Below are 17,576 nucleotides of genomic sequence, written 5' to 3'. Positions count from 1 at the left end.
GCGCTTATGCGTTGAATCGCGGGTTAGCAGTCAATCGTTATCGATTTTTCACATAATTCATAAGCTGAGCAAGCTCCATGATGGTATGCTTGCTTCGAAGGCAAAAATCTTGCATTATGTTTAGCTTGCTAATTTTATGTAAGGTTCAAGGCAATTATTTATGATAAACCTCAAACAAATAGAGGCATTCCGGGCTGTAATGACATATAGAACTGTCACTCATGCAGCAAAGTCTATGCATATATCTCAGCCCGCTGCCAGCAGGTTAATTTCAGACCTTGAATATAATGTTGGGTTTTCATTATTCCAACGCGATAAAGGGCGTTTGGTTCCAACACCGGAAGCTATGGCATTTTTTGATGATGTTGAGAAAGTTTTTACCGGGCTTGAAAAAGTAGCAGAGTCCGCACGAGAGATAAAAGAGTTTAGAACTGGCAAACTGTTCGTTGCCGGGATGCCTGCAATCACTACATTCTTGCTTCCTGAAGCAGTAAAAGAATTTTCTGAGATCAATGAGGGAGTGACAATTACGCTGCAAGCCCATAGCTCTCAGAGGGTCTTAGACTGGATGGCAACTCAGCAGTGTGACATAGGGTTTATAGGCCTTAATATTGAGGACCCTTCTGTTGATGTTGTTCACTTAAAGTCGAGTCGTATGAAAGTAGTGATGCCTGCTGATCATTGGATGGCATCAAAAGACTATATAGATATTGAAGACTTCGAAGGTGAAAATTTTGTTTCCTTTGGACAGAACCAGGATTCACGCCCTTTCATCGATCAAGTCTTCCATGACAAAGGAGTAAAAAGGAAAATCAGGCTGGACACGCAACTTTCAAGTGTCGCGTGTGAAATGGTGATGTATGGTGGTGGCGTTTCGATAGTCGACCCTTTAACCGCAAAGACTTATAGTAGTAGAGGGTTGATAGCTAAGCCATTAAGCGAAGTCATTGAATTTCACTATAGCGCAGTTCTTCCGAGTTATCGTCCACCTTCAAGGTTAGCCAAGAACTTTTTAGAACTTGTTGATTCGATGTTAGACAATAAATTGGAGTAACCTAAATTCATCATCAAACTGCTGCACTATTGCAGTCAGCAGGTATCCATGGCAATACCGCCAAGCCATGTTGCTGACCACTTATCGCTAGAAGACCTTGTCACCACTCGACCTGCCGACGAACTGATTCGACATATCGAGCAATGGGCGGGAGCCTGAACGCGTTGAATGTATACGATCCAGACAATTAGGCGAGAGCTGAGCCGCAGGGCTCGCTGGATGGGGTGCCGGTTACCCTGAAGGAACTGGCAGTGTCGCGATTGGCTGTGTTACCCAGGCCGGGCTCACCGCTCTGTATCGCGGTTCAAACCGTTCCTACAATACCCGCAGCCGATTCCAGGTAGGAGCGACTTCGGCATGGCCGCCCTCTCCCCTCACCGCCCCGGCGTAGTTGGAACGCGTTATTATCCAATGCCGCCACGGAATCACACGGCGACAGGTGCCTATTTATGCACCAACGAACGATTACCATACCAGTATCGCGAAAGCGCTCCGACTGATTCCGCGTAACCTAGAATATCGAATACACAATTTGGAAAGTTGAACTGTAACCAGCCAGAATAGACCTACCAGCATCGTACTAGGTCAAGCGCTCCATATATAAATCGTAGTGGTGTGAGCGAGTGGGCGTTCTCCATTTTTCCACAAACCCGCTTTCACCAAGCTTTTCAATCATCACCGCACTATCGTACCAATTTTCATCTACTTCAAAAAATAGACGTGTTACCTTTTTCCAAAAATCAGTTTTCATAAGCTCATCAACAACTGTCGGCTCATGGCCTTCAGTATCAATTTTGATGAAAATATCAAAACCCTCTTCAATCAAATCATTCAAAAAAACATAAGAACAGCATGTGATGGTTTCAAAATCAGAAAAGGGACGAATGGCTTCTATTGAAGCAGCACCTGAGTGCTGCGGGCTCAAATATATATTCTTCTGACCTTCTTCATCGCTGACCGCATAATTTAAAGGCTTGACCTTATTCGCTTGATCATTTATATCTATATTTTTCTTTAGCAAATAAAATGTCTTTTTAACAGGTTCAAATGAATACACCCGAAAACAAGCATCATTTCTCGCCGAAAGGATAGAGTAAAGCCCTTGATTGGAACCTATGTCTACAAATACGAAGGGGCTGTCAATAGATCTTAACAGCCTTGCCAGAAAGAAACCGTAGCTACCCCTCATATAGTACTGAAACGTCGCATCATGGTAATTACGATAAAAAGATGGCCCATAAGCTGAACGGGGAGCTTCCACATTAATAAGCTTAATCACCTTCCACCTGATTTTTAATAACAGTCTTTTTAAAGACCCTAAAACTCCCCGTTTTCTGATATTTTTCAAAGTTCTAAAGTTCATCACCTCCCCCTGTTTCGCAAAAATCTCTTATCAATATCAATAAAAACCATGTAAACGAAACTATCTTCTAGGCTAGAAAAATTTGACTAGCATCCTCACGAAGAAGCGGGCCATTCGAAATCGTCTGGCCAAGCAATAGGATCCAATTCGCCCGGCCGTGTTTCCGCCTTACAGTGAGATAATGCGCGTGCCAACCGTTGCCAGGCCTCGTGGCCCTTGGCGTTACCCACTACCTGCTGCCACCATTCATGGTGCACTGCCATCACTCTCACCGGGACTGAAGGAAGCCCTAACCACTGAGCCATGGCCAGACGATGCAACCCCCGGTTGATCTTGAGCAAGCGACCTTCCCGACTAACAGCGACACCCAGCCAGTCCTTGCCACGAGCGGAATCGAAACCCCGCACGGCCATATCATCCAGAAAGCTCAAATAGACCTGTAAATAGTTGAGGATTCGCTCTTCCGAGTCCAGCAGGATGCCCTGCTGATGCGATGCAAACGGCACCCCATCATCCAGACGCAGCTTCAATACCTTGTACTGTTCAGACTCGCGCAAGTTTTTCCGGTGCGAGGCCAGGTCACTGATCAGTCGATATCGAGAACCGTGACGCAAGTCCCCTCGACGCAAATCCCAATCGCCATCCCAGATAAATGCCGATGATGACGGGCGACATTGCGCTGGAACCCCTTGCCAACCCTTCCCGCGTATCAATTGCCGAGGATCGACATGAATCAAAAGGTCAGTACCCAAGCGCTGCTCTACCGCACGCCTGGGAAGTCCCGCCTTCTCGATCCAGCGACTTCCCGGTAACAGATGCTCCCAAGCCCACAACAACAGCTTCTCAAGTGGCAGCGTTATGGCCTGGAAAACGGATCGTATCGCCGTCTGTAATCGGGCACGTTGAACGGACCAATACATACGCGCGTCTTCCAGTGACGCAAAGGCCGGGTCCCTGGCCGGGGGAGCCGGCAGTTTTCTCGCCCGACAGAAAATTCGTTTTATCACCTCAACCGCCATTCAAACCGAATCCCTGGTTGCTTGATGCAAGGCGCCGGGCAGCGACGAGTGGTGCATAGATGCGCTATAACATCCCCAGAAAGTCGCCAACCAGAACGCATAGACCATCGCGCCGCTATTGTGGGACATCATCCCCTGGGTCAAGCTGAAGCCAATGAATCCAACCGATACCGTCATGCCGGCTGCAGCCAATGCACGAGTATCGCTCGACTTCGCCTTCAGCCCCGGCCAGAACAAGACGATCGGCACGCCATACAAACCAATGATGGCAAGCAATCCTATCACTCCGTGCTTGGCCGCATGGTCAACGAACTCGTTGTGGGCATGTCCATAGCTAGCAGCCTTGGGCTGTATTACCCCTTCGTCTGCCAATTGTTTCATGGCCTGACGATACTTTTCATCTCCCCATCCTAGCAGTGGTTTCTCGACAAAAAGATGGCCCGCACCACGCCACATTTCAAAACGATTGCCGATCGAGGAGGTTAGCTGCTCGCCCGAAATATATAGCTGGATCTCGGAAACGGCCCGCTCGACACGATGCTGTACCCCTATCTGAGGAATAGCCCAAACCAGCAGGAATAGCCCCACGATGGCCCCTACTGCAACAATTCGACACCAAGCGGAAATCTCACGGCCATAAGCACAGTAAAGCACCACCAACATTAATGGCAGCCCCACCCAACCGCCGCGACTCCCTGAGAAAATAGACGCCAAAAACCCACCTACGGCACCGAGAATCAGCAAGCCGACCCACCACCGGCGACGTTTCTGAACGACTGCCCACCCCAATCCAGACAGGCAGAGCACCCCCATCAACATGCCAATGTTTCCAAACTGGATCGGCTGACCGAACCCACCGGGGCGTGGTACATCGGCAATCAACTTCTCCCATCCTGACAGGATCCCCGCTCCCACAGCCCCTACCGCCATACCGCACCATAACCACGACAATTTCGGTGGGTAGGCCAATATCAACAATCCTATCGGCGCCGCCAGTAAGAAACGCAACGGCTTATCGAAACCACGTACGCCTTCGCCGCCTATCCAGGCAAAGCCCATGGCTAGTAGCCCATATCCCATCAAGGTGACGATCATTACCCGATCTTCCCGGTTAACGTGCATCGGTGGGCGGGAAACAAGTAGACCGGCACTCCCCAGTAACAACAACACCGAGCCATAGGAATACCCAGTGGGCGCGACCAGAGCCAACGCTCCCAGCAGGAATACCGACACACTCGTATAAAGCCTCCCCCAAGACATGGTACCGGGCCGAGTTACCAAACCATCCACCGTTATCGTCATTGATCTATTCATGTTCCATAATAAAAGAAAGGGCGCCACAAGGCGCCCGATTCCGCGATATTACCACAGTGCATGTCGCCCTTCATGCCAAATTGCAGCAAGAGCGACTTCAATCGCGATGGGCGCCGGCAGGCGCCCCCTTGTTCTTACCCTTGCCGGCCCACGGAATAATACCGGAACCCTTTACGCTGCATGCGCTTCGGGTCGTACAGGTTGCGGCCATCGAAGATCGTCGGTTCCTTCAACTGCTGCTGGATCAACTCGACATCCGGGGCCTTGAACACTTGCCAGTCGGTCACGATCACCAGGGCATCCGCGCCCTTCAGGGCCGCTTCCTTGGTGCCGCATAGCGTCAGGTCGTCGCGGTTGCCGTAAATGCGCTGGGTTTCTTCCATCGCTTCCGGGTCGTAGGCCTGCACGTTGGCACCGGCCTCCCACAACGCTTCCATCAACACCCGGCTGGGCGCTTCACGCATGTCGTCGGTATTGGGTTTGAACGCCAACCCCCACAGCGCGAAGGTCCTGCCTTCCAGCTCGCCGGCGTAATGACGATGAATCTTCTGGAACAGCGTGGTCTTCTGTTCGTTGTTGCGCGACTCCACCGCCTTGAGCACCCGCGCATCGAAATCGATCTCGCCCGCCGTGCGAATCAACGCCTGCACGTCCTTGGGAAAGCAGGAACCGCCATACCCCACACCGGGATAGATGAAGTGATAGCCGATGCGCGGATCGCTGCCGATTCCCTGGCGGACCATCTCGATATCCGCCCCCAGCCGCTCGGCCAGATTGGCGATCTCGTTCATGAAGCTGATCTTGGTCGCCAGCATGCAATTGGCCGCATACTTGGTCAGCTCGGCGCTCTTCACATCCATGACGATGATCTTTTCATGATTGCGGTTGTAGGGCGCGTAAAGCTCGCGCATCACCTCTTCGGTGTGCTCGCTCTCGGTACCGACGATGATGCGATCCGGCTTCTGGCAATCCGCCACGGCGGAGCCTTCCTTCAGGAACTCCGGGTTGGAGACCACATCGAACGTCAGGTCGCTGCGGCCCCGCGTGGCCAGCACCTCGGCCATGCACGCCGACACCTTCGCCGCCGTGCCCACCGGCACGGTGGATTTATCGACCACGATGCGGTGCGCCTCCATATGCTCGGCGATGGTCGCCGCCACCTTCAGCACATACTGTAGGTCCGCACTGCCGTCTTCGTCCGGCGGAGTGCCCACGGCGATGAACTGCACATCGCCATGCGCCACGCCCTGCGCCGCATCGGTGGTGAAATCCAGCCGCCCGGCTGCATGCAGTTCCTTCACCATCGGCTCCAGGCCGGGCTCATAGATCGGCACGTTGCCCTGGTTCAATTGATCGACCTTATCGGCATCCACATCCACGCAGATCACGTGATGCCCGGCATTCGCCAGTACCGCCCCCTGCACCAGGCCGACATAGCCCGTACCGAAAACCGTGATATTCATTTATGCAACAATCCTGAAAGTTAAAACAAACGACCTGAAATTCAGTGTGCCGTTGGGCCAATATGATTACACACCCAACCACTTCAATACATTGGGCGCCGGCAGCGTCCAGATACGCAGCCGCCGCCACACATAGAACAAGGCCACCAGGTTTTGTACCACCAAGACGAAGGCCAGCGCCATAGCCGCCCCCATCGGGCCAAAGGGTGGAATCAGCACGAAAAACAGCAACAACCCGATGGCATTACAGCTAAGCGCGATGTTACGCATCAAGGGTTCATGGCCTGTCATGTTAAGCAGGAAACCGACCGACCCGGTAGCCACATTGATCAATTGTGCCAAAGCAATCAGCCTTAGCAATGGCGACGCTGCCACGAACTCATCACCAAGGAGCCCCAGTATCCAGCCGGGAAACAGCAAGCAAGCCAACAATGGGGGGGCAGCGATCAGCACGCCAATCAAGGCCCCTTGGCGAGCAAGGCGCCCGAGCGCCTCCAATTTTCCTTGATGGTATAGGCTCGCGAATCGTGGTGGGAAGATGGCATTGATCACAATCAAAATAAAACTGATCAACATAGCCATTTGTTGGGTCGATTTAAACACTCCCAACTCACTGCTACTAAGTAACCAACCCGCGATCAGTATTGACAACACTGATCGCATAAAATTCGCCAAGCTTAACACCAAAAAAGCACGTGAAGAGGCAGAGAATTCCTCTCTAGTGACGTCCGGCTCATGTCGATTGGGACTATTAGACCACGCTTGACGACGCCCCCAACTCCAAACCTGTGCAGCTCCCTGAATCACAACCAGCCAGGCGGCAAGCGCATATGCCCACCCAATGGTATTGATACCCTCACCGATAGAAAGCCAGTGAAACAACAATACCAGCCCGCCAGCTATCAAAGCTACCGATCCATTCTCCAGCAAACTGGCAGTCGCCGGCATACGTATGCCCTTGAAAAACCCGGAAAGTAAAAATCCCAAGGTAAATGCCGGCGTTGCGATAGCAATACCGACTAGAACCGTTGACAGCCCTTCAGCATCGAAAATACTCTCCAAGTAATATCGACCGAAAAAGATAATCAGTGCCGCAATAGCACTCAGCAATAACGCTTTTTTGCAGCCCCAGTACAAATACACCATCACATGTGGCGAATGATAATCCTGACCGACAAAGCGCATGATGGCATGATTCATGCCATAGCGAGCCAGTGTCCCAGCGCCAATGATAATGCTTTGCGCTAAAGCAAAAACACCAACACCTGCCGCCCCATATAACCGACCGATGACAATAACCAGTGCCAGGCTGCCTAACGCAGCGATCCCCCGGGCGATAAACGTGCGGATCAGGGCAAAGGCCATCTCCCCTTTGAACCTGGCGGGTAATCGATTAACGATCGAGTGCGGAATAAGTTGAGCCACTAGACTGCCGCTTCCTTCATGACATCGGCCAGCACACTACACGTCTTATCGATCTCGGCGCGGGTCAATGTCGGGTGGCACAGGAACATCAGGCTGGTCTCGCCGAGCTCCCGGGCGACGGGCAAGGGTTGTTCGGGCTGGCCTGGGTGCCAATCAAAGGCCTTTTCCCGGTAGACCTCCGAACATGAGCCTGAAAAACAGGGCACGCCGCGCGCCACGATCTCACTGATGATCCGCTCGCGGTTCCAGCCTTCCCCGAGTTCGCCCGGCTCGACGAACACATAGCACTTGTAGGCTGCGTGCTCGATGTAACCCGGTACTTCAGGTACTCGCAGGCCCCTGCATTCACCGGCCGCCTGCCAAATACGCCCGGCGTTTGCCTGGCGGGCCGCTTTCCATTCCGGCATGCGCGCAAGCTGTATGCGGCCGATGGCGGATTGCATCTCGGTCAGCCGCCAGTTGGTGCCGAAACTCTCGTGCAGCCAACGAAATCCCGGCGGGTGTTCACGTTCGTAGACGGCATCCCAACTCTTGCCGTGGTCCTTGTAGGCCCACATGCGTTTCCAGAGTGCCCGGTCGTTCGTGGTGACCATGCCGCCCTCACCGCCGGTGGTCATGATCTTGTCCTGACAGAACGACCAGCAGCCGACATGGCCGATGCTACCCACACTGCGGCCACGGTAAACCGCCCCGTGCGCCTGGGCGCAATCCTCTATCACATGCAGGCCGTATTCTTCGGCCAGCGCCATCAGCCCTTCCATCTCGCAGGGCCAGCCGGCCAGATGCACGGCAATGATCGCCCGTGTGCGAGGGGTGATTTTCTCCGCCACCGTTTGCGGCGTAATGTTCTGCGAATCGCGATCGACATCGGCGAATACCGGCACGGCCCCCGCCGTGGCAATGCAGGAGGCCGAGGCCATGAACGTGCGCGAGGTCACGATCACCTCGTCGTGATCGCCTTCGCCAATGCCCAAGCCCTTCAGGGCCAGATCCAGCGCATTGGTGCCATTAGCCACGGCAATGGCATGGTCGGTTTGCGCGAAGGCGGCGAATTCACGTTCGAACTCGCGCCCCTCCTGCCCGGTCCAGTAACTGACCTTGTTGGAAAGCAAGACGCGCTGCACCGCCTCGGCTTCTTCCTGAGTGAAGGAAGGCCAGGGCGAAAAAGGTCCATTCAGCATTTCACTACCCGTGAAATAGAAGTCAAAGAGTATGAGTGCCCATTACGCACCAAACGTAGCCAATAACTTTGTAGAGGCGACTTCAGTCGCGATGGGGTGCCAAACGCCTGGTGGTACCGCTTCCAGCAGGGCCCACCGCCATGCTTCGCGGTTAAAACCACTCCAACAACCCCAGCGCGGTTTTTCGTAGGAGCGACTTCAGTCGCGATGTCGGCCGCGATGTCGGCCGACCGGCCGACAATTACCCCGGCAATACAGCTACCTCGCCCCAAACCCTGTCAACACGGTCCTCACCGTCTTGAACAGAATCAGTAGATCAATCCACAGCGAAAAATGCTTGATGTAATAAAAATCGTACTGCAGCTTGGTGGTCATGCCATCCACCTCGGCCGCATATCCTTGCTCCACCTGGGCCCACCCCGAAATGCCTGGTCGCACGATATGCCGATAACTGAAGAACGGCACCGCCTCTTCGTACCACTCGGAAAGCTCCATAGACTCCGGCCTCGGGCCGATAAAGCTCATCTCCCCTTTCAACACATTGAAAAGCTGTGGCAGTTCATCAATGCGATACTTACGAATGATCCGCCCTGCCCGGGTTATCCGAGGATCGTCATCGCTCTGAGTATAGCCCTTGCCTTTCATGTCACACCGCATACTGCGAAACTTATAAACATTGAACGGCACACCGCGATACCCCATGCGCTTTTGCACGAAAATCGCCGGGCCAGGGCTATCCAGGCGAATCCAGACCGCTGTCACCAGCATGACAGGTGCCAGTACCGGCAAGAGCGCCAACGCCACCATGAAATCTACCAGGCGCTTGAAGCCCCCATAAAAGGGCGACGGCAACAACGAGCCAAACTCGTTCTCGGACAAGTGATCGATACGCACCCGCCCGGTAATGGATTCCTTGATTTGCTTGATGTGGTAAACGGGAATACGATTCAGCGTACACTTGGCGAGAAACTTCTCCCACCTTGGCCCTAACTCATCAGAGCGAAGATCGGCCACGATACCATCGAAGCGTACACTATCAAGCTGCGGCTCCATTAAGCAGCGCAACTCGACCTGGCGTGTCCCCTTCAAGTTCAGCGCTTCACCATACGGTACCACTGCCAGCTTCAAACACCGAAACCGTTTGCCGATGAAGTAACCCGCAAAAAACCAAGCCAAGCACGCTAAATAGCCGCTTAGCATTACCTGGCGGGTATACCCCTCTCGCGTAAAGAACAGCACCGCGATCATGACCAAGAAGTAAATCGACACGGTCGGGGTAATGTAAGCGGCAACCTGAGCTCCCGGAAAACGGGCCAAGCGTCGCAGGGTAAACAGAATGCCAAGAAATGCCAGAATGATCGCCGCGATGGTGTTGCGGCGGACATCCGGCATATAATTCCAGAATTCCCAGCCCCAACGTTCGAGCGAAGGGAGAAAAACGACAAGGGGCAGACCTACGACCAACTGAAAGGGGATGCCTAATAGCAGCTTTTCATACCACTTAGAATGCCGCCTTTGATAATGCTCAGTCACAGGACCTCTACTAACACACTAATGATTTCAGAAAATGACTTGTAACCAACAAACAGAGTGCCTGCAATTTCCAAATATGCTGATGCACATTTCAGACCTCGCTTCCCACGCAAGGTGTGGTGATCATGCATAGAGCCCGCATAAGAGGCAAGGTGAGGCAACTCGAACGCCCACCAGCATCAATTACGATCTGGACATCATTTATCATTCTAAATGGTATCTACAGCGACTACGCTCTATACACATGCATCGATACCCAACATACACATGCATCGATACCCAACCCAAGCTAACTATGCCAATTGACTAAGCATGGCAGATGACAGCGAAAAATTAGTTATAATTCAAGCCTCTAAACACAACCCAACCGGCACCACCGTTGCGTAAGAAATGTACCACGCCAAACGCTTCATTTCCATGTAAAGTCCCGCAATTGAAAGTTTATCCACGCAATCCCCCCACATTCACTGGTGATCGCTCCTCGCCCAAGCTGGGAGCACTTCGCGAATGGGATTCGGGGGCCGCCGGGTTGGTGGTTGCCGCCGACATTGCACATGCCGATGCCATCGCCGAGGCCCTGGAGGATCGGCAGCAGACGGTGTGCCTAATCACCAGCAAGGTAGCGCGCATGCGCGTCTGCAAGCCTTTCGCGATGACAGCACCCAATGGATCGTGTCGGTGGGAATGGTGAGCGAGGGCGTCGATATCCCTCGCCTGCAGGTGTGTTGCTACCTCAGTCGCCCCGGACCGAGCAGCCTTCCCGACAGGTGCTGAGCCGGATCATCCGTCGTCAGGGTGACGTTGATGCCGACTGTTTCCTGTACGCCTCAACGAACCGTATCTGAGACGGTATGCCCGACGAGTAACCGATGATCTGCACGAGGATTTGGCGAGGGTGTCCTTTTCCAGACCGGCGAGTACGTTCCAGTCGGCGGATGGGGAGCCGGCTGGTCCGTCCTTGCCACCCTCACTGACACCGCCCTAAGTGGCATCTTCAGAGGCGCGACCGGGACAAGGCCGGTGATTTCTTTTCACTGGATGAGTGAGTCATCCCCTGCCCACACGTCACTAATCAGTGTGGTAAGAGGCTCGGCTTGGCGAGCCGAGCCTTAACGGCTGAATCGAGCAGCCTCGCTTGCTTCAGAGCAACCGGATCACAGCAGTTGCGACCATCGGCCACCACCAGTATCGCCAGTTGTTACTTCGGCCAGATAAAGCCGTCTTGTGAACGTTAGGTTGATAGTCTCTGAATGCGTCAGACTCATCGAACAAAAAACTGGGGAATCTTGGAGAGATTTTTGTAAGGCAGAGCCACTAGAGGATTAATGCCATGGTGGCGCATGGCTGAGATATCCTCTTTCGACTTGCGCAAGATTTGCTTCAGGTTACCGTTACTGGCCCCTCCAACCCGCATCTTCACCAAAACCTCTGGAAGATAGAGAACGCTCACCTGCTCGCTCCCCAGGTAGCGCAATAACGCGTCGTAATCACCGGCAATACGGTAAGCTAGATCAAATCCACCCAACTCATCGTACAGCGTCCGACGCATGAAGAACGTCGGATGTGGTGGCATCCAACCACGTTTGAGCTTACCAGGTGAAAAGGATCCAGACTTCCAGTAGCGAATCACTCTATCGGGATCATCGCTGTCCACATACTCCAAATCCCCATAGACAGCCCCCACACCTGGATCCTCGAAGCAGGAGGCCACCTGGTTAAGCACATCATCATGGGGGTAGAGATCGTCTGAGTGAAGAAAACCGATGACTTCGCCACTAGCATGGGTAATGCCCTTGTTCAACGCATCATAGATCCCACGATCAGGTTCCGAAATCAGCTTATCCACTTGACCGAGCGTATCGCGAGCAATAGCCACGGTCATATCGTTCGAAGCACCATCAATCACCACATGCTCCACAGCAGGCCAACTCTGTCGTTGCAATGAGGCAATGGCTTCACCAATGGTCGCCTCACTGTTAAAGCAAGCGGTAATCACCGACATTTTCAAAGGACTATCCATTAACAGCGCCCATAACGGTCGTTGAAACGTACAATGTCATCCTCACCGAGGTAGGATCCTGACTGAACTTCAATGAGTTCCAGCGGAATGACTCCGGGATTCTCCAGTGCATGGACCTTACCGATAGGAATGAACGTCGACTCGTTTTCACTGACCAGATAGGTGTTCTCCCCCACTGTCACTTGAGCGGTACCGGAAACGACAACCCAGTGTTCAGCGCGATGATGATGCATCTGCACCGACAGCTTAGCGCCTGGTTTAACGGTGATACGCTTCACCTGATAGCGGTGGCCATGATCGATAGAGTCGTACACTCCCCAAGGGCGATAGACCTCCCGGTGATCCGCGTGCTCGTCACGCCCTTCGGCTTTTAACCGTTCGACGATATGCTTCACGTCCTGAACCCGGTTCTTATCGGCAACCAGCACAGCATCCTTGGTCTCGACAACCACCAAGTCATGTACCCCAACCGTCGCGACCAAACGGTGATCCGCATGCACCATTAGGTTATGGCCATCCTGAATCATGACATCGCCATGTATCGCATTGCCATGATCGTCTTTTTCGCTGACATCCCACAATGCCGACCACGAGCCGATATCACTCCACCCTGCATCCAGGGGCGTCATGCAAGCGTGCTCGGTTTGCTCCATCACGGCATAATCAATGGAATCAGCCGGACACGCGTTAAAAGCTTCCGCATCCAACCGAATAAAGTCGAGATCCTGACTGGCGCCTTTCATCGCGGCCCGGCACGCTGTCACCATCTGCGGCTGGAAGCGTTCGAGTTCTTCCAGATATCGATCGGCCCGGAACAGGAACATACCGCTATTCCAGTAATAGTCCCCGGAAGCCAGATAGTCCTCTGCTGTCGGTCGGTCGGGCTTTTCGACAAAACGTTTCACTTTGAAGCCCTGATTGCCCAGGGCATCACCACGCTGAATATACCCGTACCCCGTTTCAGGATGTTGCGGCACCACGCCAAACGTGACTAACTGCCCCGTTTCAGCGAGCTCGCGGGCGTGGTGAACACTTGCATGGAATGACGCCACATCCTCAATCAGGTGATCCGCTGCCAATATGAGCAACAAGGCATCACCATCCTGCTCCAACGCCTGCAGTGCGGCAAGCGCTATCGCCGGAGCGGTATTGCGCCCTTCCGGCTCCAGCAGGATGCGAGCATCACTAACGCCTGCCTGACGCACTTGCTCAGCCACTAAAAAACGATGCGCCTCATTGCAAATCAATAGCGGTGCACAGTGCTCGAGCGGTGTCAGCCGATCGAGCGTTTCTTGCAACATGCTGTTGTCACTCGTGAGCGGCAGAAACTGTTTGGGGTGCAATTGCCGAGATAGTGGCCACAAGCGCGATCCACTCCCTCCAGCCATGATGACAGGCGTCAACATCGAAAAATCACCTTATTCGTTACACGATAGATAACACAGGCGGCAAATACGCCCGAGTATTGTCATGAACCCTTTCATCGCGCTCAATGGCATCAGCAGTCCACCAGCAATATCGATCATGCTGATGATGTGGCAGCACCTCAAGATCCAAGGATGACTGAAACTGGTAAGCCAGTACCACGTAGTGCGTACTGACATCGGGACTCGCTATGCTGTCTGTATAAAAGTGTTGATAAACACCCAAGAAACGCATCGCGTCCAGCTCATGGATCTGACCAAGTTCGTTTTCGGTCAACCGGCGAGCGGCGTTGTCAAGGGTCTCGTTCTTGAGAACTCTGCCACCGGGAACGAACCAGCTACCTTTAGCGGGCCGGTTGCTCCGTTGCCCAAGCAGCCATTGGCCTTGTGTATTAGTCACAATGAAATCGAGCGAAATCAGCGGGGCATGCGCGATCACTTGATGAAAGTCGGATTCATTCAACCAGGAACAACTGTCCTGCGCGCTATGGTTCCCCCCTTTACCCACGAAACCGCTCCTGGTTGTCCAAGAACCAGCCATAGGCGTCACGCAGACCCTCTTCCAACGAGATACTGGCCTGCCATCCCAATGAGGCGAGACGAGAAACATCCATCAACTTACGGGGAGTGCCATCGGGCTTGCTGGTATCAAAACGCAACGCTCCTTCGAAGCCCGTGACTTGCTTGACGGTTTCGGCCAGCTCACGAATCGTGCAGTCAAGCCCCGTGCCTACATTGATGTGAGACAGCATAGGGTCGGTATGCGCATCATACGTTTGCCGATCGAGTTCCATGACATGCACACTCGCAGCGGCCATATCATCGACATGCAGGAACTCACGCATGGGCTTGCCACTGCCCCACACCACTACCTCGCGATCACCATTGACCTTAGCCTCGTGAAAACGACGCAGTAGCGCCGGGATCACATGTGAATTCTCGGGGTGGAAGTTATCGTTGGGCCCATACAGATTGGTAGGCATCACACTGCGATAGTCTCGCCCATACTGACGGTTATAGCTCTCACAGAGTTTGATACCGGCAATCTTCGCAATCGCGTAAGGTTCGTTGGTGGGTTCCAGCACACCAGTCAGTAGGGCCTCTTCCCGCATCGGTTGCTCGGCAAACTTGGGGTAGATACATGACGATCCCAAGAACAACAACTTCTGGACATCTACCTGATGAGCTGCATGAATTACATTCGACTCAATCATCAGATTGTGATGAATAAATTCGGCAGGAAATGTGTTGTTGGCCTGGATACCGCCTACTTTGGCAGCTGCCAGGTAGACCTGATCGATCTCGGATTCCGCAAAGAAAGTCGCAACCTGGGCCTGATCGGTCAGATCCAATTCGCTATGGGACGCAGTCAGGATGTTCTCATAGCCTACCGCCTGAAGCCGGCGCACAACCGCTGAACCGACCATCCCACGATGCCCTGCAACGAAAACGGTCTGGTTGACGTTTCGTGCCATAGTTCACCCCTCGATGGTCACCGGGATATCGTAGCCGTGTTGCTTGAGTAACGCATGTCGCTTCGCCACCTTGAGATCCTCTGCAACCATTTCTTCACACATTTCCTCAACGGTAATCTCAGGTTCCCACCCGAGTCTTGCCTTGGCCTTGGCAGGATCGCCCAGCAGTGTCTCGACTTCCGCCGGTCGAAAGTAACGGGGGTCGACACGAACGACCACATCTCCAACATCAAGGCCTGGTGCCTTGTCTCCCTGGATGTCGTCTACAACGGCTTGTTCGTCAGTGCCCTGCCCTTCAAAACGTAATGACACACCAAGTTGCTTCGCACTCATCCGGATGAAATCTCTTACCGATATCTGCTTTCCGGTGGCAATAACAAAATCCTCAGGCGTTTCCTGCTGAAGCATCATCCATTGCATACGTACATAGTCCTTGGCGTGGCCCCAGTCACGCAACGCATCCATATTGCCCATATAGAGGCATGATTCCAGCCCCTGGGCGATATTGGCCAGCCCGCGGGTGATCTTGCGGGTGACAAAAGTCTCGCCTCGGCGTGGGGACTCGTGGTTGAAGAGGATGCCATTGCAAGCGTACATACCGTACGACTCACGGTAGTTGATCGTGATCCAATAAGCATAAAGCTTCGCGGCGGCATAAGGTGAACGCGGGTGAAACGGCGTCGTTTCACGCTGAGGTGTCTCTTGCACCTCGCCAAACAGTTCAGACGTCGACGCCTGATAGAAGCGCGTTTTCTTTTCCAGGCCCAACAGACGAATCGCTTCCAGAATACGTAACGTACCTAGCGCATCGACATCCGCCGTATATTCAGGTGCTTCAAAACTCACTGCCACATGTGACTGTGCTGCGAGGTTATAGACTTCGTCCGGCTGTACCTGTTGGATGATGCGAGTCAAGTTGGAAGAATCCGACAGATCGCCGTAATGCAATACAAAGTTCTGGTTTTCAACGTGTGGATCTTGATAGATATGATCTACACGGTCCGTATTGAACAACGAGGCACGACGTTTGATACCGTGAACTTCGTACCCTTTTTCTAGCAGGAACTCTGCAAGGTATGACCCGTCTTGACCGGTAATACCTGTAATCAAGGCTTTAGAGGTGCACACTTTCCTCTCCCATAATGATGCATAATATTTAAATAGATTGTAAAGCAAGCATATTTTTCGAAGACAGTCCAGACTTGGCCTACAGATAAAAAAAGAATTAAAATTATAGGATCAATGGCGAAACAATAATGACTGAATCTTTTTAAAAAAATGATAACCACCATACTTCCTCGTGAAATAGCCAAACTTTGTCAGCAGGCTTATATCACGATACGCTTTCATCTTCGTCTCGACATCTTCACTTTCGTCAACACAATCAACATTTAACTTTGAAATCATAAATTCAGAATCCCATTTAGCATAACCTCCTGTAGTATGCGTTCCATATCCATCATTAAACCCATGATTTTTGACCAAAGAGAATGCAGGGTACAATGTTTTCATTTGATTTTCGAACTGAGAAAAATACCATCTGATAGCCCATGAATCTATCTTCCCAAGCACCTGAAGCTCTAACATTTTAAAAAGATCATCCCCTCCCTTATTAAAAGACCTTTTTAGTTTTTTGCTATTCTTCAATTCATCAAATCTACTAACGTCCCAATCAACTTTATCCCAGCGATCTTTCCAAGTTGCCCAACCCCAAGATGAACCACGGGGAAAAAGGAAAACGTCAGAGCGCAAATGCATATCATTCAATACAGGGGGAGCATAACCTGAAATTGACCATAAACGCATGTCATCTCTATAAAAGTCTAGTGCTTCATTCATATAAGTGAGAAAAAAAGGAGAAACTTCTAGGTCATCTTCCAAGACTATGACCTTACCATATGTTTTAATAACTTTACTAACTCCATGTATAACCGAATCTGCCAACCCCTTATTATGAGGAGATTCGTGCACATGGAGAATTTTAAATTTTTGGATCTCATTCAACTGCTCCCTAACATTTATAACATCCTGCTTATCTTCTTCATTTTTAAAGCCATCAGAGAAAACAAAAACTTCCGAATCCAAAAACTCTGAATTACACAACAATGAATCGAAAAGACGTCTCACTCCGCGCCTATAACAAAAAATAACTATTGGTGATAGCATAAGCAACCTATAAATAAAAATTATTCCATCATAGACAACACGATAACAAAACCGCTTATATGGACCCGTCCCGTTGTGCAAGCCCGAATCGCCATGGCCGGGGTGAGACTGCACGCTTATATCCGGCCTGTTAGCGGCA

15 protein-coding genes are annotated in these 17,576 nt (G+C 52.2%); 2 read left to right on the top strand and 13 right to left on the bottom strand.

What is annotated here, in order from left to right; genetic code table 11:
* Positions 1-160 precede the first annotated feature (160 nt).
* Positions 161-1,054: a LysR substrate-binding domain-containing protein gene (locus tag FVV99_RS18135; RefSeq protein WP_148255531.1), complete on the top strand. Its 894-nt coding sequence runs from the start codon at positions 161-163 to the stop codon at positions 1,052-1,054.
* 580 nt (positions 1,055-1,634) lie between these two features.
* On the opposite strand, the gene FVV99_RS18130 is transcribed toward FVV99_RS18135, so the two are convergent.
* From FVV99_RS18130 to FVV99_RS18100, 7 genes are all read right to left on the bottom strand, one after another.
* The gene (locus tag FVV99_RS18130) at positions 1,635-2,417 is read right to left on the bottom strand and encodes an FkbM family methyltransferase (protein WP_148255530.1); all 783 of its coding nucleotides are present in this window, start codon (positions 2,415-2,417) and stop codon (positions 1,635-1,637) included.
* A 95-nt stretch (positions 2,418-2,512) separates the two neighbouring features.
* Complete coding sequence (locus tag FVV99_RS18125) at positions 2,513-3,337, bottom strand: hypothetical protein (RefSeq protein WP_148255529.1); 825 nt, start codon at positions 3,335-3,337, stop codon at positions 2,513-2,515.
* 99 nt (positions 3,338-3,436) lie between these two features.
* Positions 3,437-4,738, bottom strand: coding sequence for an O-antigen ligase family protein (locus FVV99_RS18120; protein ID WP_236645473.1), 1,302 nt, complete (start codon positions 4,736-4,738; stop codon positions 3,437-3,439).
* A gap of 146 nt (positions 4,739-4,884) precedes the next feature.
* Positions 4,885-6,213 (bottom strand): UDP-glucose dehydrogenase family protein, encoded by a 1,329-nt coding sequence (locus FVV99_RS18115; RefSeq protein WP_148255528.1) that lies wholly within the window; start codon positions 6,211-6,213, stop codon positions 4,885-4,887.
* 66 nt (positions 6,214-6,279) lie between these two features.
* Positions 6,280-7,578 carry a lipopolysaccharide biosynthesis protein gene (locus tag FVV99_RS18110; protein ID WP_148255527.1) on the bottom strand — a complete coding sequence of 433 codons (1,299 nt, stop codon included), beginning with the start codon at positions 7,576-7,578 and terminating at the stop codon, positions 6,280-6,282.
* A 59-nt stretch (positions 7,579-7,637) separates the two neighbouring features.
* The gene (locus FVV99_RS18105) at positions 7,638-8,819 is read right to left on the bottom strand and encodes a DegT/DnrJ/EryC1/StrS family aminotransferase (protein WP_148255526.1); all 1,182 of its coding nucleotides are present in this window, start codon (positions 8,817-8,819) and stop codon (positions 7,638-7,640) included.
* Positions 8,820-9,077: 258 nt separating this feature from the next.
* The gene (locus FVV99_RS18100) at positions 9,078-10,211 is read right to left on the bottom strand and encodes a sugar transferase (protein WP_236645472.1); all 1,134 of its coding nucleotides are present in this window, start codon (positions 10,209-10,211) and stop codon (positions 9,078-9,080) included.
* Positions 10,212-10,785: 574 nt separating this feature from the next.
* Between FVV99_RS18100 and FVV99_RS18600 the strand changes: the two genes are divergently transcribed.
* Positions 10,786-11,043, top strand: a complete 258-nt coding sequence (locus FVV99_RS18600) for a hypothetical protein (RefSeq protein WP_161599051.1) — start codon at positions 10,786-10,788, stop codon at positions 11,041-11,043.
* A 570-nt stretch (positions 11,044-11,613) separates the two neighbouring features.
* Here the strand turns inward: FVV99_RS18600 and FVV99_RS18090 are convergent.
* From FVV99_RS18090 to FVV99_RS18065, 6 genes are all read right to left on the bottom strand, one after another.
* On the bottom strand, positions 11,614-12,372 hold the full coding sequence (locus FVV99_RS18090) for a glycosyltransferase family 2 protein (protein ID WP_201745161.1): 759 nt from the start codon (positions 12,370-12,372) through the stop codon (positions 11,614-11,616).
* Complete coding sequence (locus tag FVV99_RS18085; protein WP_148255524.1) at positions 12,372-13,778, bottom strand: mannose-1-phosphate guanylyltransferase/mannose-6-phosphate isomerase; 1,407 nt, start codon at positions 13,776-13,778, stop codon at positions 12,372-12,374. The genes FVV99_RS18090 and FVV99_RS18085 overlap by 1 nt, the downstream gene beginning before the upstream one ends.
* Before the next feature lie 19 nt (positions 13,779-13,797).
* Complete coding sequence (locus tag FVV99_RS18080) at positions 13,798-14,259, bottom strand: GDP-mannose mannosyl hydrolase (RefSeq protein WP_330861143.1); 462 nt, start codon at positions 14,257-14,259, stop codon at positions 13,798-13,800.
* 37 nt (positions 14,260-14,296) lie between these two features.
* Entirely contained in the window at positions 14,297-15,271 is a 975-nt protein-coding gene (fcl, locus tag FVV99_RS18075; protein WP_148255523.1) for a GDP-L-fucose synthase, read from the bottom strand.
* 3 nt (positions 15,272-15,274) lie between these two features.
* A complete protein-coding gene (gene gmd, locus FVV99_RS18070) occupies positions 15,275-16,399 on the bottom strand; it encodes a GDP-mannose 4,6-dehydratase (protein ID WP_148255522.1) in 1,125 nt (374 codons plus the stop codon).
* Between the two features lie 111 nt (positions 16,400-16,510).
* Positions 16,511-17,576, bottom strand: a 1,066-nt coding sequence (locus FVV99_RS18065) for a glycosyltransferase family protein (RefSeq protein WP_236645470.1), incomplete at its 5' end; no start/stop codon positions are given.

This window comes from Aidingimonas lacisalsi (assembly GCF_008079445.1).
Lineage (GTDB): Bacteria > Pseudomonadota > Gammaproteobacteria > Pseudomonadales > Halomonadaceae > Aidingimonas > Aidingimonas lacisalsi.
This window is presented reverse-complemented; position numbering and strand designations above follow the sequence as displayed.